Origin of the sequence: Streptomyces sp. ML-6, from assembly GCF_030116705.1 — a bacterium.
Classification (GTDB): domain Bacteria; phylum Actinomycetota; class Actinomycetes; order Streptomycetales; family Streptomycetaceae; genus Streptomyces.
Genome location: NZ_JAOTIK010000001.1, coordinates 2259859 through 2282185 on the forward strand (window position 1 = coordinate 2259859; position 22327 = coordinate 2282185).

General features: G+C 72.0%; 15 protein-coding genes. 4 read left to right on the top strand and 11 right to left on the bottom strand.

Translation table 11 applies throughout. The features are described from left to right. Positions 1-100: 100 nt before the first annotated feature. Complete coding sequence (locus OCT49_RS09890; RefSeq protein ID WP_283851515.1) at positions 101-823, top strand: MBL fold metallo-hydrolase; 723 nt, start codon at positions 101-103, stop codon at positions 821-823. Positions 824-848: 25 nt separating this feature from the next. Next, positions 849-1685, top strand: a complete 837-nt coding sequence (locus OCT49_RS09895) for a DUF3097 domain-containing protein (protein ID WP_283851516.1) — start codon at positions 849-851, stop codon at positions 1683-1685. A gap of 30 nt (positions 1686-1715) precedes the next feature. Here OCT49_RS09895 and hemW read toward each other — a convergent pair whose 3' ends face one another. The 4 genes from hemW to lepA form a co-directional block, all read right to left on the bottom strand. Beyond that, positions 1716-2957, bottom strand: a complete 1242-nt coding sequence (gene hemW / locus OCT49_RS09900) for a radical SAM family heme chaperone HemW (RefSeq protein WP_283851517.1) — start codon at positions 2955-2957, stop codon at positions 1716-1718. A gap of 247 nt (positions 2958-3204) precedes the next feature. Continuing rightward, positions 3205-5136, bottom strand: a complete 1932-nt coding sequence (locus OCT49_RS09905) for an ATP-binding SpoIIE family protein phosphatase (RefSeq protein ID WP_283855740.1) — start codon at positions 5134-5136, stop codon at positions 3205-3207. A 293-nt stretch (positions 5137-5429) separates the two neighbouring features. After that, on the bottom strand, positions 5430-7319 hold the full coding sequence (locus OCT49_RS09910; RefSeq protein WP_283851518.1) for an AMP-dependent synthetase/ligase: 1890 nt from the start codon (positions 7317-7319) through the stop codon (positions 5430-5432). Between the two features lie 509 nt (positions 7320-7828). Further along, positions 7829-9703: a translation elongation factor 4 gene (gene lepA, locus OCT49_RS09915; RefSeq protein WP_283851519.1), complete on the bottom strand. Its 1875-nt coding sequence runs from the start codon at positions 9701-9703 to the stop codon at positions 7829-7831. 216 nt (positions 9704-9919) lie between these two features. Between lepA and rpsT the strand changes: the two genes are divergently transcribed. Next, entirely contained in the window at positions 9920-10186 is a 267-nt protein-coding gene (gene rpsT / locus OCT49_RS09920; RefSeq protein ID WP_124717766.1) for a 30S ribosomal protein S20, read from the top strand. 392 nt (positions 10187-10578) lie between these two features. On the opposite strand, the gene holA is transcribed toward rpsT, so the two are convergent. After that, positions 10579-11571 (bottom strand): DNA polymerase III subunit delta, encoded by a 993-nt coding sequence (holA, locus tag OCT49_RS09925; protein WP_283851520.1) that lies wholly within the window; start codon positions 11569-11571, stop codon positions 10579-10581. 103 nt (positions 11572-11674) lie between these two features. On the opposite strand from holA, the gene OCT49_RS09930 reads away from it, so the two are divergent. Next, complete coding sequence (locus OCT49_RS09930) at positions 11675-11920, top strand: hypothetical protein (protein WP_283851521.1); 246 nt, start codon at positions 11675-11677, stop codon at positions 11918-11920. Between the two features lie 52 nt (positions 11921-11972). On the opposite strand, the gene OCT49_RS09935 is transcribed toward OCT49_RS09930, so the two are convergent. The 6 genes from OCT49_RS09935 to leuS all read right to left on the bottom strand — a co-directional run bounded on the left by OCT49_RS09935 (position 11973) and on the right by leuS (position 22039). After that, complete coding sequence (locus tag OCT49_RS09935; protein ID WP_283851522.1) at positions 11973-12857, bottom strand: YceI family protein; 885 nt, start codon at positions 12855-12857, stop codon at positions 11973-11975. Between the two features lie 381 nt (positions 12858-13238). Further along, a complete protein-coding gene (locus tag OCT49_RS09940; protein ID WP_283851523.1) occupies positions 13239-15863 on the bottom strand; it encodes a ComEC/Rec2 family competence protein in 2625 nt (874 codons plus the stop codon). Beyond that, positions 15860-16630: a helix-hairpin-helix domain-containing protein gene (locus OCT49_RS39820; protein ID WP_349632781.1), complete on the bottom strand. Its 771-nt coding sequence runs from the start codon at positions 16628-16630 to the stop codon at positions 15860-15862. The genes OCT49_RS09940 and OCT49_RS39820 overlap by 4 nt, the downstream gene beginning before the upstream one ends. A 602-nt stretch (positions 16631-17232) precedes the next feature. Then, complete coding sequence (locus tag OCT49_RS09950) at positions 17233-18078, bottom strand: DegV family protein (RefSeq protein ID WP_283851525.1); 846 nt, start codon at positions 18076-18078, stop codon at positions 17233-17235. A gap of 151 nt (positions 18079-18229) precedes the next feature. Beyond that, on the bottom strand, positions 18230-18955 hold the full coding sequence (locus OCT49_RS09955; RefSeq protein WP_283851526.1) for a hypothetical protein: 726 nt from the start codon (positions 18953-18955) through the stop codon (positions 18230-18232). A gap of 210 nt (positions 18956-19165) precedes the next feature. Further along, positions 19166-22039, bottom strand: coding sequence for a leucine--tRNA ligase (gene leuS / locus OCT49_RS09960; RefSeq protein WP_283851527.1), 2874 nt, complete (start codon positions 22037-22039; stop codon positions 19166-19168). Positions 22040-22327: the final 288 nt, after the last annotated feature.

Sequence of the window (22327 nt, forward strand, 5' to 3'; positions counted from 1 at the left end):
ATCCCCCGGTCAGTGTACGGCGGCCGAGTGGGGACCTAGCAAGGGCGACCGGCCACACCACTGCGAGACTTTCGCAGGTGGCTGCCGATAGCGTCGCGGTATGAACGTCTCTTGGGAAGAGTTCGGCTGGGAGCGACTCGGTCACGGAGTGGGAAGGCGGCGCCTTCCCGGCTGGGACGCGACGGTCGCGCTGGTGGCCGGAGCGGACGGAGTGCTGCTGTACGACACCGGTTCGTCGCTCCGCGAGGGCGCGGAACTGCGGGCCCAGGCGCAGGCCCTGCTGGGCCGGAGGGTGACGCATATCGCACTCAGCCACCCCCACTTCGATCATGTGCTGGGCACCGCCGCGTTCTCCGGCGCCGAGGTGTACGGGGCGGCCGGCGCGGCGGAGACGATGCGGCGCGAGGCGGAGGACCTGCGCCTCTCCGCGGTGCGTCAGGGGGTCTCCGAGCACGAGGCGACGGAGGCGGTCGACGCGCTGGTGGTGCCGCGGCACCGGGTGTGCGGGGAGCGGACGCTCGATCTGGGCGGCGGGCGCGAGGTGCTGCTGGTCGACATCGGCCGCGCGCACAGCGGCCACGACCTGGTGGCGGTGGTGCCCGGCTCCCCCGCGATCGTGCTCTGCGGGGACCTGGTCGAGGAGTCCGGCGAGCCGCAGGCGGGCTCGGACGCGTTCCCGGCCCGCTGGCCGGCCGCCCTGGACCGGCTGCTGGAGCTGGGCGGCGAGGACGCCGTGTACGTACCGGGGCACGGGGCGGTGGTGGACGCGGCGTTCGTACGGGAGCAGCGCGGGCAACTGGCCGGGCGCTTCGGCGTGTCGTGACCCGGGCTCGTCCTATCGTCGTTCGATGCGCAGCTACCAGCCGGACCTGACCCCGCCGTGGAAGAGGTCCGCCCCCGTTCCCGAGGTCCCCGCCGAGCCCGATCTGGTCGTGGAGGAGGTCTCGACCGGATTCTGCGGGGCGGTGATCCGCTGCGAGAAGACCGCCCAGGGGCCGACGGTGACCCTGGAGGACCGGTTCGGCAAGCACCGGGTGTTCCCGATGGAGCCGTGCGGCTTCCTGCTGGAGGGTGAGGTGGTCACGCTCGTGCGCCCCTCGGCCGCCGCCCCGGCGCGCCCCGCGCGCACCGCCTCGGGCTCGATCGCGGTCCCGGGGGCCCGCGCCCGGGTCGCACGGGCGGGCCGGATCTACGTGGAGGGCCGGCACGACGCGGAGCTGGTCGAGCGGGTCTGGGGCGACGATCTGCGGATCGAGGGCGTGGTCGTCGAGTACCTGGAGGGCGTCGACGACCTCCCGGCCCTCGTGCGCGAGTTCTCCCCCGGCCCGGACGCCAGGCTGGGCGTCCTGGTCGACCACCTGGTGCCCGGCTCCAAGGAGTCCCGGATCGCCGAGCGGGTGTCCGGCGCGGACGTCCTGGTGGTGGGGCACCCCTACATCGACGTGTGGGAGGCGGTGAAGCCGTCCTCCGTGGGCATCCCGGCCTGGCCGGTGGTGCCGCGCGGCCAGGACTGGAAGACCGGTGTGTGCCGCGCGCTCGGCTGGCCGGAGAACACCGGCGCGGCCTGGCGGCACATCCTGTCCGCGGTCCGCTCGTACCGGGACCTGGAACCGTCCCTGCTGGGCTCGGTGGAGCACCTGATCGACTTCGTGACGGCGCCCGCCACGGGCCCCTCCGGCGGCTGAGGGGCGGGGGGCCGCCCCGTCCCGGCCCCCTCAGTCCACCAGGTCCCGCACCACCGCGTCCGCCAGCAACCGCCCCCGCAACGTGAGCACCGCGCTCCCCCGCTCGTACGGGCCGGGCTCCAGGAGGCCGTCCGCCAGGGCGCGCCGGGAGGCGGCCAGTCCCGCCGGGGCCAGCAGGGACAGCGGGCAGCCGTCCGCGAGCCGCAGCTCCAGCAGGATCCGTTCGACCCGGCGGTCCTCCGCGGAGAGGATCTCGCGCCCGGCCCCGGGCGAGCGGCCCTCGGCCAGGGCCTGCGCGTACGCCCCGGGGTGCTTCACGTTCCACCAGCGCACCCCGCCGACGTGGCTGTGCGCCCCGGGCCCGGCGCCCCACCAGTCGGCCCCGCGCCAGTACAGCTCGTTGTGCAGGCACCGGCCCTCGGGCGTGCGGGCCCAGTTCGACACCTCGTACCAGGAGAAGCCGGCCGCGGCCATCGCCTCGTCCGCGATCAGGTACCGGTCGGCATGGACGTCGTCGTCGGTCATGGGGACCTCGCCGCGCCGGATGCGGCGGGCGAGCTGCGTGCCCTCCTCGACGATCAGCGCGTACGCCGACACGTGGTCCGGCCCCGCCCCGATCGCCGCGTCCAGCGAGGCCCGCCAGTCGTCGTCGGACTCCCCCGGCGTGCCGTAGATCAGGTCGAGGTTGACGTGCTCGAAGCCGGCCTCCCGGGCCTCGGCCACGCACGCCTCGGGCCGTCCCGGCGTGTGCGTGCGGTCCAGGATCTTCAGCACGTGCTGCCGTGCGCTCTGCATCCCGAACGAGATCCGGTTGAAGCCGCCCTCGCGGAGTTCGGCGAGATAGGCCGGACCGACGGACTCCGGATTGGCCTCGGTGGTGATCTCGGCGTCGTCCGCGAACCCGAACTCCTCCCGGATCGCCCCCAGCATCCGGACCAGGTCGGCGGCGGCCAGCAGGGTCGGCGTCCCGCCGCCGACGAAGACCGTGCGGACCGGGCGCGGGTCGTCGCCGAGGACCTTGCGGGCCTGGCGGACCTCGCCGATCAGGTGCTCGGCGTAGTTGTCCCGGGAGGCCAGCGCCCCGCCGGAGCCGCGCAGCTCGGTCGCGGTGTAGGTGTTGAAGTCGCAGTAGCCGCAGCGGGTCGCGCAGTACGGGACGTGCAGGTAGAAGCCGAGCGGCCGGTCGGCGGCGCCTTCCAGGGCATGGCGGGGCAGCGCCCCGTCGTCGGGTACGGGTTCACCATCGGGAAGTACGGAAGGCATACCGCCCATTGTCACTCGCCGCCCGGGGCATCCGGGCCATGGCCATGATCACTGGGCCCCGGGCCATGATCGCTGGGCCACGGTCGCTGGACCACGGGTCACGGCCGCCGGGCCCCGGTGCCGGCCGCGACCACGAGCCCCGGTACCGGCCGCCGCCCGCGCCGGGGCCGGTAGGGGCGTACCGAAGCCGGTCGAAGCCGTACCGGAGCCGGCCCGGCCCCGGCCGTACGAAGCCCGCGCCCGCCCGACGAGGACCTCACCCCGCCTGGAGCACCAGCAGGGCCAGGTCGTCGTCGGGCGGCCGCTCGGCGAACTCGTGCACGGCCCGCTTGATCCGGTCCGCTATGCCGTCCGCCGACAGGCCGGAGCAGCCGGACAGGGCCCGGGCCAGCCCGTCCCCGTCGTCGAACATCAGCGGCCCGCAGCGCCGCTCCGTCACCCCGTCCGTGACGCACAGCAGGCTGTCGCCCGGTGCCAGCTCGAAGCTCTGGCTCTCGTACGCGACGTCGTCGAAGAGTCCGAGCAGCATCTGCGGCTCGGCGGCCGGGCGCACCTCGCCGTCGGGCCGCAGCAGCAGCGGCAGCGGGTGGCCGGCGCTGGCGACGGTGCAGCGCACCCCGCCGTCGGGCAGCGGCACCAGCTCCCCGTACAGCAGGGACAGGAAGCGGGACTGTCCGGTGTCCGCCGTCTGCTGGCCGCCCGCCGCGGCCACCATGAGCGCGGCGGCCTCGGCCGCCTCCATCGCGTCGTCGAGGAGCAGCCGGTTGAGCCGGTCCAGGACCTCGCCGACGCCGAAGCCCTCGCGGGCCAGCAGCCGCAGCCAGGGCCGGGCGAGGCCGGTGACCACGGCGGCCTCGGGCCCGCTGCCCTGGACGTCGCCGAGGACGAAGCACCAGCGGTCGCCGGGGCACGGGAAGATGTCGTAGAAGTCGCCGCCGACCACGCCGTCGTCGCTGGGTTCGTACACCAGCGAGCTGGTGACGCCGGGTATGTCGGCGACCTTGCCGGGCAGCAGGGCGCGCTGCAGGATGCGGCTGATGGTGGCCTGCCGGGTGTACTCGCGGGCGGCGCCGACGGCGAGGCCGACCCGGCGCACGAAGTCCTCGATCAGCGCGGCCACCTCGTCGGGGACGCGGACGAGGCCCTCCCGCCCCAGGAGCACGGCGCCGAGCGTCCGGCCGCCGGAGGTGATCCGGTAGGCGAGGGCGCTCGCCTCGGGCTCCTCGGGCTTCTCGGCGTCCTCCTCCCCTCCGGGCCAGGGCATGGAGACGGGCCCGGTGCCGACTCGTTCGGGGAGCCGGATCGGGTCCTGTTCCAGCAGTGCGCGCAGCTGTGCGGTCTCGGCCTCGTCGCGGTGCCAGACGCTGGCGAGCCGGGGCACGGCCGAGGGGCCGCCGTTCTCGGGTTCCAGCCAGATCGCGCACCAGTCGGCGAGTCTGGGTACCAGTAACTGTCCGGAGAGCGCGGCGACGATGTCCTCGTCGAGCTGGCCGGCGAGCAGGTCCGACGCCTCGGCGAGGAACGAGAGCGCGCCGCGGCCGGCCCAGTCCGCGTCGTCGCGCAGGGCGCGGCGGGCGGTGGGGGCGAGCAGTTCGGCGTCGCGCAGTCCCTGCTGGAACCCCGGGCCGGGGTCGGTGGACGGCTCCGGGAACGGGCTCCAGTCGTCCACCGGGAGCCGGGCCCAGACGGTCTTGAGGCCGGTGCGGTAGGTGATGCCCCAGCGTTCGGCGAGGGTGCCCACGAGCTGGAGCCCGCGGCCGTGGTCGGCGGGTTCGTCGAAGCCGAGGACCGTGGCGCTCTGCGCCGCCTCCGCCACGCTGCCGGACTCCGGCCGGTCGCTGCGCACGGCGCGGGCCGGGTGGTGGTCCGACACCTCCAGCACCAGGGCCGCGGATTCGCCCTCGACGGCCTCCTCCAGCCGGGCGAGCAGCTCCACGTTGGTTCCGGCGTGCACGACGGCGTTGGTGACCAGTTCGCTGACGACGACCTCGGCGTCGTCGGCCAGGCGCTCGCTGCAGCCCACGGCCGCCGGCAGCCCGAGTCCGGCCCACTCGTCGAGCGCGGCCCGGACGAACCTGCGGGCGGCGGAGGGCGCGAGGAGGTTTCCGGGCAGGGACGTATGGGCGACCGGCTGCGCATCCGCATGGCCGACGGGGGTTCCGGGACGCTGGACGATGTCCCGCTGCAAGGGAATTGACCCCACGGTGCAGCTCCTGACCTGTTCTCGCTCTGTCTGTTCTCGTTCTGGCTGTCTGTTCTCGTCGGGTTGGTTGTCTGTTCTCGCCGGGCGGCGCTGACGCCACCGACAGAGTGACAGATGGACCATGCCCATAAGCAACGAGTTGCCGAAGTGAGCAGAGAAAGTGAGCGTGTCGGAACGGAAGCCGACCGCACCGTGCGGCCGGCCCGCGAGGGCCGTCCTGCCCCTCGCGGGCCCCGCGCACGCGCGGCCCCGTGCCTCGGGGCCCCGCGCCCGCGGTCCTACGCCTCGCGGGCCCCGGCGTACATGTCGTCGATGAGGTCCTTGTACGTGCGCTCGACGACCGGTCGCTTCAGCTTCAGACTGGGCGTCAGCTCGCCGTGCTCGATGTCGAGGTCGCGCGGCAGCAGCCGGAACTTCTTGATGGTCTGCCAGCGCTGCAGCCCCTCGTTGAGCCGCTTCACGTAGCCCTCGATGAGCGCGACGACCTGCGGGGAGGCCACCACTTCGGCGTAGCTCTTCCCGCCCAGGCCGTTCTCGGCGGCCCAGCCGAGGATGGTGGGCTCGTCGAGCGCGATCAGGGCGGTGCAGAAGTTTCGGTCCGCGCCGTGCACCAGGATGTTGGAGACGAACGGGCAGACCGCCTTGAACTGCCCCTCGACCTCCGCCGGGGCGATGTACTTGCCGACGGACGTCTTGATCAGGTCCTTCTTGCGGTCGGTGATCCGCAGGTAGCCGTCCACGGACAGCTCGCCGATGTCACCGGTGTGGAACCAGCCGTCCGGCTCCAGCACCTCGGTGGTCTTCTCCGGCTGCCCGTGGTAGCCCTGCATGATGCCGGGGCCGCGCAGCAGGATCTCGCCGTCGTCGGCGATCCGGACCTCGGTGCCGGGGAGCGGCTTGCCGACGGTGCCGGTGCGGTAGGCCTCGCCCGGGTTGACGAAGGAGGCGGCGCTGGACTCGGTGAGGCCGTAGCCCTCCAGGATGTGGATGCCGGCGCCCGCGAAGAAGAAGCCGATGTCGGGGGCGAGCGCGGCGGAGCCGGAGATGCAGGCGCGCAGCCGGCCGCCGAACGCCTCGCGGATCTTGGCGAAGACGAGGGTGTCGGCGACCTTGTGCTTGGCGCCGAGCGCGAACGGGACGGAGGACTTGCCGGTGCGCCGGAAGTTGTCCTGCGAGACCGTGGCGTACTCGCGGGCGACTCCGGCCGCCCACTGGAAGATCTTGTACTTGGCCCCGCCGCCGGCCCGTGCCTTGGCGGCGACCCCGTTGTAGACCTTCTCGAAGATGCGGGGGACGGCGGCCATGTACGTCGGCTGGACCACCGGCAGGTTCTCGATGATCTTGTCGACCCGGCCGTCGACCGCGGTGACGTGGCCGACCTCGATCTGGCCGGAGGTGAGGACCTTGCCGAAGACGTGCGCGAGCGGCAGCCAGAGGTACTGGACGTCGTCCTTGGTGATCAGGCCGGTCGAGACGGTGGCCTTGGCCATGTACGACCAGCTGTCGTGCGGCAGGCGCACGCCCTTGGGGCGGCCGGTGGTGCCCGAGGTGTAGATCAGGGTGGCCAGTTGGTCGGAGGTGATGGCGGCGACGCGTTCCTTGATCGCCTCGGGGTTCTTCGCCAGGTGGTCCCGGCCGAGGGCCTCCAGGGCGGCCAGGGTGAGCACCCAGCCCTCGGGGTCGTCGTCGACGGGTTCGGCCCCCTCGGGGTCGATGACGACGACGTGGGCGAGGTTCGGCAGCTCGGCGCGGCGCTCACGGGCCTTGGCCAGCTGGCCGGCGTCCTCGGCGATCAGCACCCGGCTCTCGGAGTCGGAGAGGATGAACGCCGACTCCTCGGCGTTGGTCGACGGGTAGACCGTGGTGGTGGCGGCGCCCGCGCACATCACACCGAGGTCGACGAGGATCCACTCCACCCGCGTGCTGGAGGCGAGCGCGACCCGCTCCTCCGGCCGCACGCCCAGCCCGATGAGCCCGGCCGCGATGGCGTGGACCCGCTCGGCGGCCTGCGCCCAGCTCAGCGACTTCCACTCATCGGGACCCTGGCCGGTGGCCGAGGGGACGGGGTAGCGGTACGCCTCCGCGTCCGGGGTGGCCGCCACACGGTCGGCGAAGAGATTCGCCACGGAGGGCGGTCGGTTCTCGATCAAGGTCAGTGTGTCGCTCACGACGTCCTCCGGGCCTGCGGCAGTACTTCACGACCGGCTGCTGATTACCGCTGATTACTACGGATTGCTGCTGACTGCTGTTGCTTGCTCTTGTTCTTGTTCCTACGTGTGCTCCTGTGCACGTCTGCGTTCCCGCATCACGTCCACGTTCCTGCGTACGTCCGCGTTCCTGCCGATGTCCACGTTCCTGCGTACGTCCGCGTTCCTACGTGCGTCTGTGTTCCTACGTACTTCTGCGTTCCTGCGTTCCCGCGCACGCCCCTGTTTCTGCGTACGTCTGCTTCCTGCTGGATCCCGTGCGTTCCTGCCCGATCCCGCGGGGCCGGTCCCGACTGCGCCCGGCCCCCTTGTTTAACTGGCGAGTAACTACGAAGCCGTGATCAGGGTAGAGCGCCCGCGTCCGCCGCGTAAGGGGCAAGGGGCCGCCGCTTCATAACGAACAGGCCCCTGTGCCGCAGCACGCTGCGGCACAGGGGCCCTTCGGCCGTCACCCGGCGGGAGCGGGCGGGCTACTTCTTGCCCTTGCCGTCCCCGGCCGACTCGTCCGTCGACAGCACGGCGATGAAGGCCTCCTGCGGCACCTCCACGTTGCCGACCATCTTCATCCGCTTCTTGCCTTCCTTCTGCTTCTCCAGCAGCTTCCGCTTGCGGGAGATGTCACCGCCGTAGCACTTGGCGAGGACGTCCTTGCGGATGGCGCGGACGGTCTCACGGGCGATGACCCGGGACCCGATGGCGGCCTGGATCGGCACCTCGAAGTTCTGCCGCGGGATCAGTTCGCGCAGCTTGGCGACGAGCCGCACGCCGTATGCGTACGCCTTGTCCTTGTGCGTGACCGCGGAGAAGGCGTCGACCTTGTCGCCGTGCAGCAGGATGTCGACCTTGACGAGCTGGGCGGTCTGCTCGCCGGTGGGCTCGTAGTCGAGGGAGGCGTAGCCCCGGGTCTTGGACTTCAGCTGGTCGAAGAAGTCGAAGACGATCTCGGCGAGCGGCAGGGTGTAGCGGATCTCGACCCGGTCCTCGGAGAGGTAGTCCATGCCGAGCAGGGTGCCGCGCCGGTTCTGGCAGAGCTCCATGATCGCGCCGATGAACTCGCTGGGGGCCAGGATCGTGGCGCGCACGACGGGCTCGTGCACCTTGTCGATCTTGCCCTCGGGGAACTCGCTCGGGTTCGTGACCGTGTGTTCGGTGCCGTCCTCCATGTCGACGCGGTAGACCACGTTGGGGGCGGTGGCGATCAGGTCGAGACCGAACTCGCGCTCCAGGCGCTCCCGGATCACGTCGAGGTGGAGCAGGCCGAGGAAGCCGACGCGGAAGCCGAAGCCGAGGGCCGCGGAGGTCTCCGGCTCGTACACCAGGGCGGCGTCGTTGAGCTGGAGCTTGTCGAGCGCCTCGCGCAGGTCCGGATAGTCCGACCCGTCCAGCGGGTACAGCCCCGAGAACACCATCGGCTTGGGGTCCTTGTAGCCGCCCAGCGCCTCGGTCGCGCCCTTGTTCAGGGAGGTGATGGTGTCACCGACCTTGGACTGCCGGACGTCCTTCACACCGGTGATGATGTAGCCGACCTCGCCCACGCCGAGGCCGTCGGCCGGGGTCATCTCCGGGGAGGACACCCCGATCTCCAGCAGCTCGTGGGCGGCGCCGGTGGACATCATCCTGATGCGCTCACGCTTGTTGAGCTGTCCGTCGACGACACGGACGTACGTGACGACGCCGCGGTACGAGTCGTAGACCGAGTCGAAGATCATCGCGCGGGCCGGGGCGTCCGCCACCCCGACCGGGGCCGGAACGTCCTTGACCACCCGGTCGAGCAGCGCGTCCACGCCCACGCCGGTCTTCGCGGAGACCTTGAGCACGTCCTCCGGCTGGCAGCCGATGAGGTTCGCCAGCTCCTCGGAGAACTTCTCGGGCTGCGCGGCCGGCAGATCGATCTTGTTGAGCACCGGGACGATGGTGAGGTCGTTCTCCATCGCCAGGTAGAGGTTGGCCAGGGTCTGGGCCTCGATGCCCTGTGCGGCGTCCACCAGCAGGATCGTGCCCTCGCAGGCGGCGAGCGAACGGGAGACCTCGTAGGTGAAGTCCACGTGGCCCGGAGTGTCGATCATGTTGAGGACGTGGGTGCGGCCCTGGTCCTCGCCCGTGGTGGGGGCCCAGGGCAGACGCACCGCCTGGGACTTGATGGTGATGCCGCGCTCGCGCTCGATGTCCATCCGGTCGAGGTACTGAGCACGCATCTGCCGCTGGTCGACCACGCCGGTCAGCTGGAGCATCCGGTCGGCGAGGGTCGACTTGCCGTGGTCGATGTGCGCGATGATGCAGAAGTTGCGGATCAGCGCCGGGTCGGTACGGCTCGGCTCGGGCACGTTGGTAGGAGTCGCGGGCACGCAGGGTCCTGATTCTTGAGACGCCGAACGCCGTGTCTCGGGTCGATGTCGGTTCGGTCGGATCGATACGTAGCCTCCATCGTCCCATGGTTGCGGGGCGGAGACCGGTTTGGGCCGGTCGGAGCCGGGCTGGTACCGTTGACAGCTGTGTCTCGCGACCCTGCCGGGCCGGGAGGCGCACATCGAAGATCCAACGAACCTGAAAAGGCTCTTTTCGTGGCGAACATCAAGTCCCAGATCAAGCGGAACAAGACGAACGAGAAGGCGCGCCTGCGCAACAAGGCCGTCAAGTCCTCGCTCAAGACCGCTATCCGCAAGGCCCGTGAGGCTGCCGCCGCCGGTGACGTCGAGAAGGCCACCACGGCCGCTCGCGACGCCTCCCGCGCGCTGGACAAGGCCGTCTCGAAGGGTGTCATCCACAAGAACGCCGCCGCCAACAAGAAGTCGGCGCTGGCTTCCAAGGTGGCCTCCCTCCAGGGCTGAGCATTCTGACCTGATCGCCGGAACGGACCAAGCGGGCCCTCTCTCCCGTTCCCGACCGGCACCCCGCGCCGCACACCGAACCTGCGTTCGCCACGCGGGTGCGGCGCACCAAGCGTGAACCGAAGGCCCCGGCCCCGCCCTCCCCAGCGCGAGACCGGGGCCTTCGGCATGCCCGCACGCTGCACGCCGCACGCTGGACGCTGTGCTTCAGGGCGTACGGGCCACGCTGTGCTTCGGGACGTACGGGCCGGGCCTGTCGGGCTGTCGGCCTGTGGAACTTGTGGGGCTGTCGGACCGTCGGGCCGTCAATGAGCCGGGGCCACGGTTCACCCGGCCGGCCCCGGCACGGCGTCGGTCCGTCCGGTACGGATGCGGCTCCGCTTCCGCTGACGCTACCGCTGGCGCCCCGACCGTGCCGCTCTCGCCACCGCGACCACGGCCTTCTCCAGCGCGTACTCCGGATCGTCGCCGCCGCCCTTGACCCCCGCGTCGGCGTCCGCGACGGCCCGCAGCGCCAGCGCCACCCCGTCGGGCGTCCACCCGCGCATCTGCTGGCGCACCCGGTCGATCTTCCACGGCGGCATGCCCAGCTCACGGGCGAGGTCCGCAGGGCGCCCCCCGCGGGCCGAGGACAGCTTGCCGATGGCCCGGACCCCCTGGGCCAGCGCGCTGGTGATCAGCACGGGCGCCACCCCGGTCGACAGCGACCAGCGCAACGCTTCGAGCGCCTCCGCAGCCCGCCCTTCCACGGCACGGTCGGCGACCGTGAAACTCGACGCCTCCGCACGGCCCGTGTAGTAACGGGCGACGACCGCCTCGTCGATCGTGCCCTCGACGTCCGCGACGAGCTGCGAGACCGCGCTCGCCAGCTCCCGCAGATCGCTGCCGATGGCGTCGACCAGCGCCTGGCACGCCTCGGGCGTCGCCGAACGCCCCAGGGCCCGGAACTCCGACCGGACGAACGAGAGCCGCTCGGCCGGCTTGGTCGTCTTCGGGCAGGGGACCTCCCGCGCCCCTGCCTTGCGCGCCGCGTCCAGCAGCCCCTTCCCCTTGGCACCGCCCGCGTGCAGCAGCACGAGGATGATCTCCTCGACCGGGTCGCCGAGGTACGCCTTGACGTCCTTGACCGAGTCGGCGGAGAGGTCCTGCGCATTGCGCACGATCACCACCTTGCGCTCGGCGAAGAGCGAGGGGCTCGTCAGCTCGGCGAGGGTGCCGGGCTGGAGCTGGTCGGAGGTGAGGTCGCGGACGTCCGTGTCGGCGTCGGAGGCGCGGGCGGCCGCCACCACCTGCTGCACGGCACGGTCCAGGAGCAGGTCCTCCTGTCCCACGGCGAGCGTGACGGGAGCGAGCGGGTCGTCGGTGGAGTTCTTTCTGGTGGCCATCGCCTCCAGCATCCCATGCACCACTGACAGCCCCGGGAACGACCGGCGGATGACGGGTCTCTCCCCCGGGAACACCGCCCTCGAGGTACGGGAGAATGGGCCGGTGAGCGATGTGAGACATGTGCTGGTGCTGCCCGACCGCGACGCCGCGGAGGAGGTGGCCGAAGAGCTCGCCGACCGTTTCGGGATCGCGGAGGAGCCTCAGCTCGTGCGCGACGCGCTGGCCGGTGAGGACGACGCCGAGGACGCCCAGTGGCTGGTGGTCGTGGAGGACCCCTCGGGGCGGCTGGACGCCTCGGCGCTCGACGCCTTCGCCGCGGAGTACGAGGGCTGGCTCGAAGCGCCCTGACGGGTGGGCCCGCGGACCCGGTCCCTGAAAGCCATGGGGCGGGGAGGCGGGCTCAGTCCTTGGGGACGATCTGGATGTCCATGTCGATGGAGATGCTGGAACCGATGGCCGCGATGCCGCGGGCCAGCATGGTCTGCCAGGTGAGCGTGAAGTCCTCGCGGTGCAGCTCCGTGGTGGCCCGGCAGGCGGCCCGGGTCTCGCCCTCCAGGCCGTTGCCCACGCCGAGGTACTGGGTGTCCAGCGTGACGGTACGGCTGACGCCGTGCAGGGTGAGCGCGCCGGTCACGCCCCAGCGGGTGCCGCCCCGGTGGACGAAGCGGTCGCTGTAGAACTCCATCGTCGGATAGCGCCCGACGTCGAGGAAGTCGCTGGACCGCAGGTGGTCGTCGCGCATCTGGACGTTCGTGTCGATCGACGAGGCGTCGATGACCACGTGCATGGCCGAGTCCTCCATGCGGTCGGCGATCCGGACGGCGCCCGCGAAGGTGTTGAACCGGCCGTGGATGCGCGCCAGGCCGATGTGCCGGGCCGTGAAGCCGATCTGCGAGTGCATCGGCTCGACCTCCCAGTCCCCCGGCGCGGGCAGCTGCGGAGGCGTGGCCAGTTGCAGGGTCACGTCGCCCAGGCTCGCGTGGCCGCTCTCGACGACCGTGGCCGAGGCCTGGAACGGGGTGAAGCCCTCGGCCGTGACGGCCAGTCGGTACTCACCGGCCGGGACGGTGGCGAGGACGTTGCCGAACGGGTCCGTCTCGCCCCGGAACACCTTGCGGCCCGAGCCGTCCGTGACCACGAACTCGGCCTGCGGCACGATCTCGTTGACGGGGTCGAGCACCCGGCAGCTGAGCAGTCCCGCGGTGTGCGGCACCTCCAGTCCGGCGAGGGCGTTGCCCTGCCCCGCACCCAGCGCCCGCCTCTTCCCCAGCCAACGACCGAACATCTTCCACCTTCCCCGGGTGATTCACCTTGGGGCCTGGCGGCTGGACGTCTCTGTCGGAGCAGCGGCCCACCGACGACCATGCATTCGACCACCATTGCGGCGTTCGAGGCAAACAGAGCAGCTCGCAGGGGCTTGGGGCGAGGTGTTACCGAAGATCCGAATTGAGTACTCCGTTCCCCGCTCCCCCGCCGTGCCCGCCCCTCGCCGACGAACCCCCCTTCCGGCCCCGGTGTCCAACCCCACCTTGTGACGTTCACCGCCCCCAACACCGATCGGGCACAAAACCGACCGGGCACGACACCGACCGGGCGCGGCGGCGACCGGATCCAGGGGCGACCGCCCACGCCCCCGATCGGGCGCGTCCGCCCGGCGGGACGGTGCTCACGACCGGCCCACTGCCCGCAACCCGGCCCCGGCTCCCGCCACGGCGATCGCCCCGTCGGTGTCCGTACGCAGCACCACCGCACCACCGGCTCTGAGCGTGTCGAGGGTACGTGCGGCCGGATGGCCGTAGGGGTTGTCCCGGCCCACGCTCACCAGGGCGATCCTCGGATGCACGCCGCGCAGCAGGGCGGGGTCCTGGTATGCGGAGCCGTGGTGGGCGACCTTGAGCACATCCGCTTCGGGCAGGGCGGGATGTCTGCGCAGCAGCCCCTGCTGGGCCGGGGGTTCGAGGTCCCCGAGGAGCAACAGGGACACTCCGCCGGTCCGGACGTACAGGGTGACGCTGGCGTCGTTCGGCTCCCGCGGCACGGGGTCGATTCCCGGGCCCGACGGCAGCCCACCGGGGCCGGCGCCGCCCGCGGGCCACAGGACCCGCCAGTCGAGCGGACCGATCCGGCGGCGCTCACCGGGCGCGGCCCGCACCAGGGGAACGCCCGCCCCCGCCGCTGTTCTCCGTACGAACGCCACCTGGTCCGGCGGTTCGTCCAGGCTCGTCGTCTGGATCGCCCCCACCGCTCTGCCCCGCAGCACACCGGGCAGCCCCCGCACGTGGTCCGCGTGGAAGTGCGTCAGGATCAGGAGCGGCACCTCGGTGACCCCGAGATCCCGCAGGCACCGGTCGACGGGCCGGGGGTCGGGACCGGCGTCGACGACCACCCCGGCACCGTTCCCCGCCGCCAGCACCAGGGCGTCCCCCTGACCCACGTCGCACATCGCGAACGCCCACCCCGGCGGCGGCCACCCGGTCAGCACCCGGGTGAGCGGCACCGGACGCAGCACCGCGAGGACCAGCAGCAGCGCGGCGGCCGAACAGACCCAGGGATGGTGGGCGAACCGGCGGGCGAGGAGCACCATCAGGGCCGTCAGCCCGGCGAGCAGCACCGCGCCCTTCGCGCCGTCGGGCCAGTCGATCTCCGCCCCGGGCAGGGACGCCCCGGTGCGGGCCACCGTGGCGATCCACCCGGCCGGCCATCCCGCGACCCGGGCAAGCAGCTCCGCCACCGGCATGCACACCGGCGCCAGGGCGAGCACGGCGAACCCGAGGACGGTGGCGGGTGCCACCGCGAACTCGGCCAGCAGGTTGCACGGGACCGCCACCAGGCTGACCCGGGAGGCGAGCAGCACGACGACCGGCGCGCACACCGCCTGCGCCGCGGCGGCCGCGGCCAGCGCCTCGGCCGGCCGCGGCGGGACCCCGCGTCGTTGCAACGCGTCGCTCCACCTCGGGGCGATGGTCAGCAGGGCTCCGGTGGCCAGGACGGAGAGGACGAAGCCGTAACTCCGTGCCAGCCACGGATCGTGGAGCACCAACAGCAGGACCGCGGCGGCCAGCGCGGGGATCAGCGATCTGCGGCGTCCCGTGCCGATGGCGAGCAGCGTGATCGATCCGCAGGCCGCCGCCCGCAGGACGCTCGGCTCGGGGCGGCAGACGATGACGAAGGCGAGGGTGAGCGCGCCGCCGAGCAACGCCGTCATCCGCAACGAGATTCCCAACCGGGGTGCCAGTCCCCGCCGTTCGGCCCGCAGTGCCGTTCCGGGCGGCCCGATGAGGAGAACGAGCAGGATCGCCAGGTTGGCGCCGGACACCGCCGTCAGGTGGGTGAGGTCGGCCGCCTTGAACGCCTCCCGCAGCTCGGGGGTGACCCGGGAGGTGTCGCCGACCACCAGTCCCGGCAGCAGCGCCCGCGCATCGGGTTCGAGCCGCTCGGTCGCCCGTCGCAGACCGTCGCGCAGGGCGCCCGCCGTGCGCTGCGGAAGGGTCGGAGGGCCAGTGATGCGCGGCGGGCCCTTGCCCTCCAGCCGCAGGGCGGCGGCACTGCGTTCCCCCTCGTGCAGCGGTGGTGCCAGCCGACCGGTGACGCGCAGCCGGGTGGAGGGGAGCAATTGCTGCCACTGCCCCGTCGGTCCGCCAGGCGGAACGATCAGCAGGACCGGTGTGCCCAGCCGGGTGACTGCCCCGTCGGGTCCGGTCAGGCGGGTGATCTCGGCATCCACGAGGAGGGAGGCGGGTGTGCTGTGGTCGCCGCGCACCTTGGGCACGGTCTGCCGGGCATCGGACGTGATCGTCACGTCCGCCTCGATCCTCACGAACCGCTGGGCCAGTGTCCGGACCGGCCCCTGCCGTACGTCCGCGCCGTGCAGCCCGGCCGATGCGGCACCGGCCGCCGCGCAGAGCAGCGCCGCAGCGGTGGCGGTCGCCGTGACGGACGACCGCCACCGGTCGCGTACCGCGCCACCATCCTCCGACGTCCCTCCTCCGGCTCCTGCGGATCGCCCGCCCGGTGCGGTGTCCGCGCGCGCTCCGGCACTGTCCGGCCTTCGCCGTCCGCTCAGCGCACGGGTGGCCGACCGGCCCGACACCGCCAGGAGCACCATCGCCGCGCCGGCGCAGAGCAGTACGCCCGCCACCGTCCACTTCCCCGGCGCGCTCAGCGCGAGGGCCGCCCCGCCCCAGGCCGCCACCGCCGGAGGAACCAGACGAAGATCGACCGGCCCCTCCTGCCGGGGTTCCGAGGCGCCGAGCCGGCTGCTCGACGCCGCGTGCACGTCCAGATCGCTCATGGCCCCACCAACGGCCGGAGATCGGCGAACCGGCGGTCGCCGATCCCATTGACCTCGCGCAGTTCGTCGATGGAACGGAAACCGCCGTGCCGGGTGCGGTAGTCGACGATGTGCCGGGCGAGGACCGGGCCGACGCCGGGCAGGGTCTCCAGCTGTTCGGCGCTGGCGTTGTTGAGGCTGACCGGTCCGGCCGCGGAGTTCCCGCCGTCCGCCGCGGTTCCTCCCGCACCACTGGTGGTGGAGGGTCCGGTGGAGCCGGGAGCTGAAGCCCCCGGTGGAACGCCCACCACGATCTGCTCCCCGTCCATGAGGAACCGCGCCCGGTTGAGCCCGGCGAGATCGGTCCCGGCCCGGGCACCGCCCGCCGCACGCAGCGCGTCGGCGACCCGTGCCCCGGACGGCAGTTCATGGATCCCCGGCCGCCGCACCTTTCCGCTGACATCGACGACGATGCGCCCGCCCTGACCTGTCGCGGGTGGCAGGCCCGGTGACGGCTCGGGCTCTGCGCCGTTCCCCTGCGCGGGGGCCGGTGTCCGGGTGTGCGCCGCCGCCTCGTCGACCGTCCGGGGAGCCCGTACGGCCTGGGGACGCGCGGACCAGAAATGCATCGCGGCGAAGACCCCGGCGGCGACCAGGACGACGGCGAGCGCGGCGAGAGCCTTGGGCTCCAGACCGCACCTGAGCTGCAACCACACCGGAACCCGCTCCCGCAGCGCGGGAACCACCCGCTCCCGCCACCGCCCCGACCCGCCGGAGACCGGGGGCACGCCCCCGGCCGTGGTCGCGCCCGAAACCGACGCCGCCGCCGATACCGGAGCCGGAGCCGAGGGTGGCATCGGGACGGGTCCTGGCCCCCGGAACGTCTCCGGTGCCGAATCCGGGTCCGGCACCGGGGGCGGGGGCGGGTCCGGCACCGGCGGTGGGGCCGGATCCTCGGCCGCCACCGGAGCCCGCGCGGGAGCGACGCCCAGTACGGGGCGCGCGACCCGCCCGCCGTACGCCCCTCCCATGAGCGCCTCCGCCCGACGCCGCGCGGCCTCGGCCGCGTCACCGTCCCGCCCGCGCGAGAACCGCCGTCGGCCGGGCCCCGGGCCTGTGCCTCGCCCGGCGCCGACGCCGAGCATCCGGCCGGGGCGGCTGCGGGCGCGGCCGTCCGTTGCCGGGGCACGGCCGGGGCCGCTGCCGCTTCCACTGCTTGCACGATGTGATCGAGGAGCCATGCCTCACGACGGTAGGCACATCGCCCCGAACCTGCTGAGCGCCCTTGATTTCGGTGGACAACCGGCCAGTTGTGGATATCCCGGCCACTCCGAGGAGTGAAAACGGGGAGTGAGGACCCGAGGCCGACGGGCCGGACGGCCTGCCCCGATCAGCGCGGCGAAACCACTGCCCCGAGCAGTCCGGGCCCGGTGTGCGCACCGATCACCGCGCCCACCTCGCTCACATGCAGATCGACCAGTCCCGGCACCCGCTCGCACAACCGCTCGGCGAGCCGCTCGGCACGCTCGGGTGCCCCCAGGTGGTGCACGGCGATGTCCACCCGAGCACTGCCCGCCCGTTCCGCGGCGATCTCCTCCAGCCGGGCGATCGCCTTCGAGGCGGTCCGCACCTTCTCCAGCAGCTCGATGCGGCCGTCGTCCAGCTGAAGCAGCGGCTTCACGGCGAGCGCCGAGCCCAGCAGCGCCTGCGCGGCCCCGATCCGGCCCCCTCGGCGCAGATAGTCGAGGGTGTCGACGTAGAAGTACGCGCAGGTGCCCTCGGCCCGCTTCTCCGCCACTGCGACGGCCTCGTCCAGATTCCCGCCCGCCTCCGTCGTCTCCGCCGCCGCCAGGGCACAGAATCCCAGGGCCATGGCGACCATCCCGGTGTCCACCACCCGCACCGGAACCGGCGCTTCCTTCGCCGCGAGCAGAGCGGCGTCGTACGTGCCCGAGATCTCGGCCGAGAGGTGCAGCGAGACGATGCCGGCGGCTCCGGCCTCGGCCGCGGCGCGGTACGTGGCGGCGAAGACCTCCGGGCTGGGCCGGGAAGTGGTCACGGGGCGGCGCTTCTGCAGCGCTGTCGCGAGGGCACGGGCCGAGGCCTCGGTGCCGTCCTCCAGAGCCTGGTCCCCGAGAACGACGGTCAGCGGCACCGCGGCGATGCCGTGCCGCTCCATCGTCTCGGGCGGCAGGTAGGCCGTGGAATCGGTGACGATCGCGACATGGCGGGACATGAGCCGGAGGTTACCCGGCGAGCCCCGGTCCCGGCAGTCCGACCCCGGCCGAATGATCGCTCAGGATCATTTCGCATCGTTCCGGATCGTTCAGGAGCATGTCCTGACACTGCGGGTCAGCGTGTCCTGACACTGCGGGTCGTCGAACGGCTCAGTTCGTCGTCTCGGGCCGTGCCGTCTTCTGCCACGGATACTCCGCCCGCCGCGGGTCCGGGCCCGTGATCGCCTGGGCCGTGCCGTCGGCCGGGCCGCTCTTCCGCTGCGGGTCCTGCGGGCCTTGCGGGCCCGCCTCGTCCCGGGACCGTTCCTGTTGCCGGGCCGGTTCGTCGTCCTCCGTCGTCCAGTGCCGAAGCGCTCCCGCCTCCATGTCGATCTGCGCGTTCAGCGCGTCGAGATCGTCGTCGACGAACCGCCGCGCCCGGTCCCGCGCGGCCCACCGCAGCGAATCCGCGGAGTGCGTGATCCGTTCCGTGCGCTGCTTCAGGCCGGGCAGCAGCGAGGCGACGGTCGCCCGGTCGGGCTCGCGCTCCAGCCTCTTCAGCTCTTCGTCCAGCTCCCGCCCGTGCGCGCTCAGCCGCTGGAAGAGGCTCAGTGACTCCGCGAGCGAGGCGTCCTCGACGGCTCCTCGCTGCAGCGCCTCCTGCGTGGCCCGCATGGAGGTGCGCAGCGCCAGCCGCAGCTGCGCGAGCTCCGCGCCCACGCCCGACTGGCCGTAGCTCTTCGCCCGCAGCGTGGTCTCCTCCACGGTGCGGCGCGCCTGGGTGATCGTGCGGTCCACACCGCGCTTCGCCGCACCGACGGCCTTGATGCCCGCGTACACCCCGAGGGCCACGAACGCGAAAAAGAGCAATCCCAGAATCAGGATCACGGCTTCCATGAGCGCCCCTCGGATGTCGTCTCGGCTGCCGGAGCAGTCCCGGCCCCTCCACCGTAAACGGAAAGGGCAGGCCGAGGGTTCCTTCGGAACCCCCAACCTGCCCGTAGGGGAACGCCCCCACTCTCTCCGTGCTCCGGTCAGCGCCCCCCGAGGGGCGTCCGTACCGTCACTCCACACACATCGGACACGTCACGCGTCACCCACCCCACGTCACGCAGGGACGATGTTGACCAGCTTCGGCGCCCGCACGATCACCTTGCGGATGCCCGCCCCGTTCAGCGCCGCGACCACGGCCGGGTCGGCCAGGGCCAGCGCCTCCAGCTCCTCGTCCGTGATCGACGGGGAGATCTCCAGACGGGCCTTGACCTTGCCCTTGACCTGGACGACGCAGGTCACGGTCTCGTCCACGACGTACGCGGGGTCGGCGACCGGGAAGTCCTGGTGCACGACCGACTCGGTGTGGCCCAGTCGGCGCCACAGCTCCTCGGCGATGTGCGGCGCCAGCGGGGCCACCAGCAGCACCAGCGACTCGGCGACGGACCGAGGCAGCGGGCCGCCCGCCTTGGTCAGGTGGTTGTTCAGCTCGGTGACCTTGGCGATGGCCGTGTTGAAGCGCATTCCGGCCATGTCCTGGCCGACCCCGTCGATCGCCTTGTGCAGCGCGCGCAGCGTCTCCTCGCCGGGCTCCGCGTCCACGACGGTGACCTCGCCGGTCTCCTCGTCGACGACATTGCGCCACAGCCGCTGCAGCAGCCGGTACTGGCCGACGACGGCGCGCGTGTCCCACGGCCGCGAGACGTCCAGCGGGCCCATCGCCATCTCGTACAGGCGCAGCGTGTCCGCCCCGTACTCGGCGCAGATCTCGTCCGGGGTGACGGCGTTCTTCAGGGACTTGCCCATCTTGCCCAGGACCCGGCTGACCTTCTCGCCCTGGTAGTAGAATTTTCCGTCGCGCTCCTCGACCTCGGCCGCCGGGACCGCGATGCCGCGGCTGTCCCGATAGACGAACGCCTGGATCATGCCCTGGTTGTACAGCTTGTGGAACGGCTCGGCGGACGAGATGTGCCCCAGGTCGTACAGCACCTTGGACCAGAAACGGGCGTACAGCAGGTGCAGGACGGCGTGCTCGGAACCGCCGATGTACAGGTCGACACCACCGGCCGGCCGGCCCTCGCGCGGGCCCATCCAGTACTGCTCGATCGCCGGGTCGACCAGCTGCGAGGAGTTGTTCGGGTCCAGGTAGCGCAGCTCGTACCAGCAGGAACCCGCCCAGTTGGGCATGGTGTTGGTCTCGCGGCGGTACTTCTTCGGGCCGTTGCCGTCGCCCAGGTCCAGGGTCACGTCGACCCAGTCGGCGTTCCGGGACAGCGGGGTCTCGGGCTGGGTGTCGGCGTCGTCCGGGTCGAAGGTGCGCGGCGAGTAGTCGTCGACCTCCGGCAGTTCCAACGGCAGCATCGACTCAGGGAGCGGGTGGGCGATGCCGTCCTCGTCGTACACGATCGGGAAGGGCTCGCCCCAGTAGCGCTGGCGGCTGAACAGCCAGTCGCGCAGCCGGAAGTTGACGGTGCCCTCGCCGACGCCGTGCTCCGTCAGCCATTCGGTGATCTTCGCCTTGGCCTCGACGACGCCCAGACCGTTCAGCGAGATCTCGTCGTTGGCGGAGTTGACCAGCTTCGCCTCGTACGAGGCGAAGGCGTCCTCCCACGTCGAGGGGTCCGTACCGCGGTCGTCCGACGGCTCGACGACACAGCGCATCGGCAGTTCGAAGGCGCGCGCGAAGGCGAAGTCGCGCGCATCGTGCGCCGGTACGGCCATGATCGCGCCGGTGCCGTAGCCCATCAGCACGTAGTCGGCGATGAAGACGGGCACCTTCTCGCCGCTGACCGGGTTGGTCGCGTACGCGCCGGTGAAGACGCCGGTCTTGTCCTTGGCCTCGGCCTGCCGCTCCACGTCGGACTTGGCGGCGGCCAGCTTGCGGTATGCCGTGACGGCCTCGATCGGGGTCGCGTGACCGCCGGTCCACACCGGGTGGGTGCCCTCGGGCCAGGCGACCGGGGTGATCCGCTCGACCAGCTCGTGCTCGGGCGCCAGCACCATGTAGGTGGCACCGAACAGGGTGTCCTGGCGGGTGGTGAAGACGGTGATGCTGTCGGCACCGTCGACCGGGAAGTCGACGCGCGCGCCCTCGGAGCGCCCGATCCAGTTGCGCTGCTGCAGCTTGATGGCCTCGGGCCAGTCCAGGCCGTCCAGGTCGTTCAGCAGCCGGTCGGCGTAGGCGGTGATGCGCATGTTCCACTGGCGCAGCTTGGCCTTGAAGACGGGGAAGTTGCCGCGCTCGGAACGGCCGTCGGCCGTCACCTCTTCGTTGGCCAGTACGGTGCCCAGGCCCGGCGACCAGTTGACGGGCGCGTCGGAGGCGTACGCCAGGCGGTACTCGCCCAGGACGTCCGCGCGCTCGACGGCGTTCAGGGCGCTCCAGTCACGGCCGTCCGGGGTGGGGCGCGAACCGTTCTCGAACTGTTCGACCAGCTCGGCGATCGGGCGGGCCCGGTCGGCCTCGGTGTCGTACCAGGAGTTGAAGATCTGCAGGAAGATCCACTGGGTCCACTTGTAGTACTCCGACTCGATCGTGGCGAACGAGCGGCGCTTGTCGTGGCCCAGACCCAGTCGGCGCAGCTGGGCGGTCATGTTCTCGATGTTGGCCTCGGTGGAGACCCGCGGGTGCGTGCCGGTCTGGACGGCGTACTGCTCCGCGGGCAGGCCGAAGGCGTCGAAGCCCAGGGTGTGCAGCACGTTGTGCCCGGTCATCCGCTGGTAGCGGGCGAAAACATCGGTGGCGATGTAGCCCAGGGGGTGACCCACGTGCAGGCCCGCACCCGAGGGGTACGGGAACATGTCCATGATGAATTTCTTCGGCTTGGCGACCTGTGCCGGATCGCCCGCCAGGTCACCGGTCGGGTTCGGCGCCTCGTACGTGCCCTCGGCGTCCCAGAAGTCCTGCCAGCGTGCCTCGATGTCGGCGGCCATCGCCGCCGTGTAGCGGTGCGGCGCAGCCGTCTCGGCTGCGGAATTCGTCTCGCTCATGATCCTCAAAGCTCCATCGATCGTCATCTGCCGGCGTCCACGTTCACGGACCCTCGTCCACGGAAACGAAAAATCCCCTCGCACAGGAGGGGACGCCGCGCTGATTCCGGCCAGGCATTCTCACCGGTCGGGACTGATCAGCGCGGCTCGCTAAGCAGAAGGCGTACGGCACGCATGGCGCCAGGGTACCGCACGGGTCCGGAACCGGGCCGGGCACAACCGAACCGTGAGACCGGAACAGAGACGTCCGCGCGACGGAGGGCCACCGGGAAGACGCGACGGAGCGTC

Bases quoted from the DNA above. Each gene is read 5' to 3' on its own strand.
- OCT49_RS09955 (WP_283851526.1), bottom strand. From the start codon at position 18,955: ATGGAAGCCGTGATCCTGATTCTGGGATTGCTCTTTTTCGCGTTCGTG.
- hemW (WP_283851517.1), bottom strand. From the start codon at position 2,957: ATGGGCGGTATGCCTTCCGTACTTCCCGATGGTGAACCCGTACCCGAC.
- holA (WP_283851520.1), bottom strand. From the start codon at position 11,571: ATGGCCACCAGAAAGAACTCCACCGACGACCCGCTCGCTCCCGTCACG.
- leuS (WP_283851527.1), bottom strand. From the start codon at position 22,039: ATGAGCGAGACGAATTCCGCAGCCGAGACGGCTGCGCCGCACCGCTAC.
- OCT49_RS09940 (WP_283851523.1), bottom strand. From the start codon at position 15,863: ATGAGCGATCTGGACGTGCACGCGGCGTCGAGCAGCCGGCTCGGCGCC.
- OCT49_RS09890 (WP_283851515.1), top strand. From the start codon at position 101: ATGAACGTCTCTTGGGAAGAGTTCGGCTGGGAGCGACTCGGTCACGGA.
- OCT49_RS09935 (WP_283851522.1), bottom strand. From the start codon at position 12,857: ATGTTCGGTCGTTGGCTGGGGAAGAGGCGGGCGCTGGGTGCGGGGCAG.
- OCT49_RS09895 (WP_283851516.1), top strand. From the start codon at position 849: ATGCGCAGCTACCAGCCGGACCTGACCCCGCCGTGGAAGAGGTCCGCC.
- OCT49_RS09950 (WP_283851525.1), bottom strand. From the start codon at position 18,078: ATGTCCCGCCATGTCGCGATCGTCACCGATTCCACGGCCTACCTGCCG.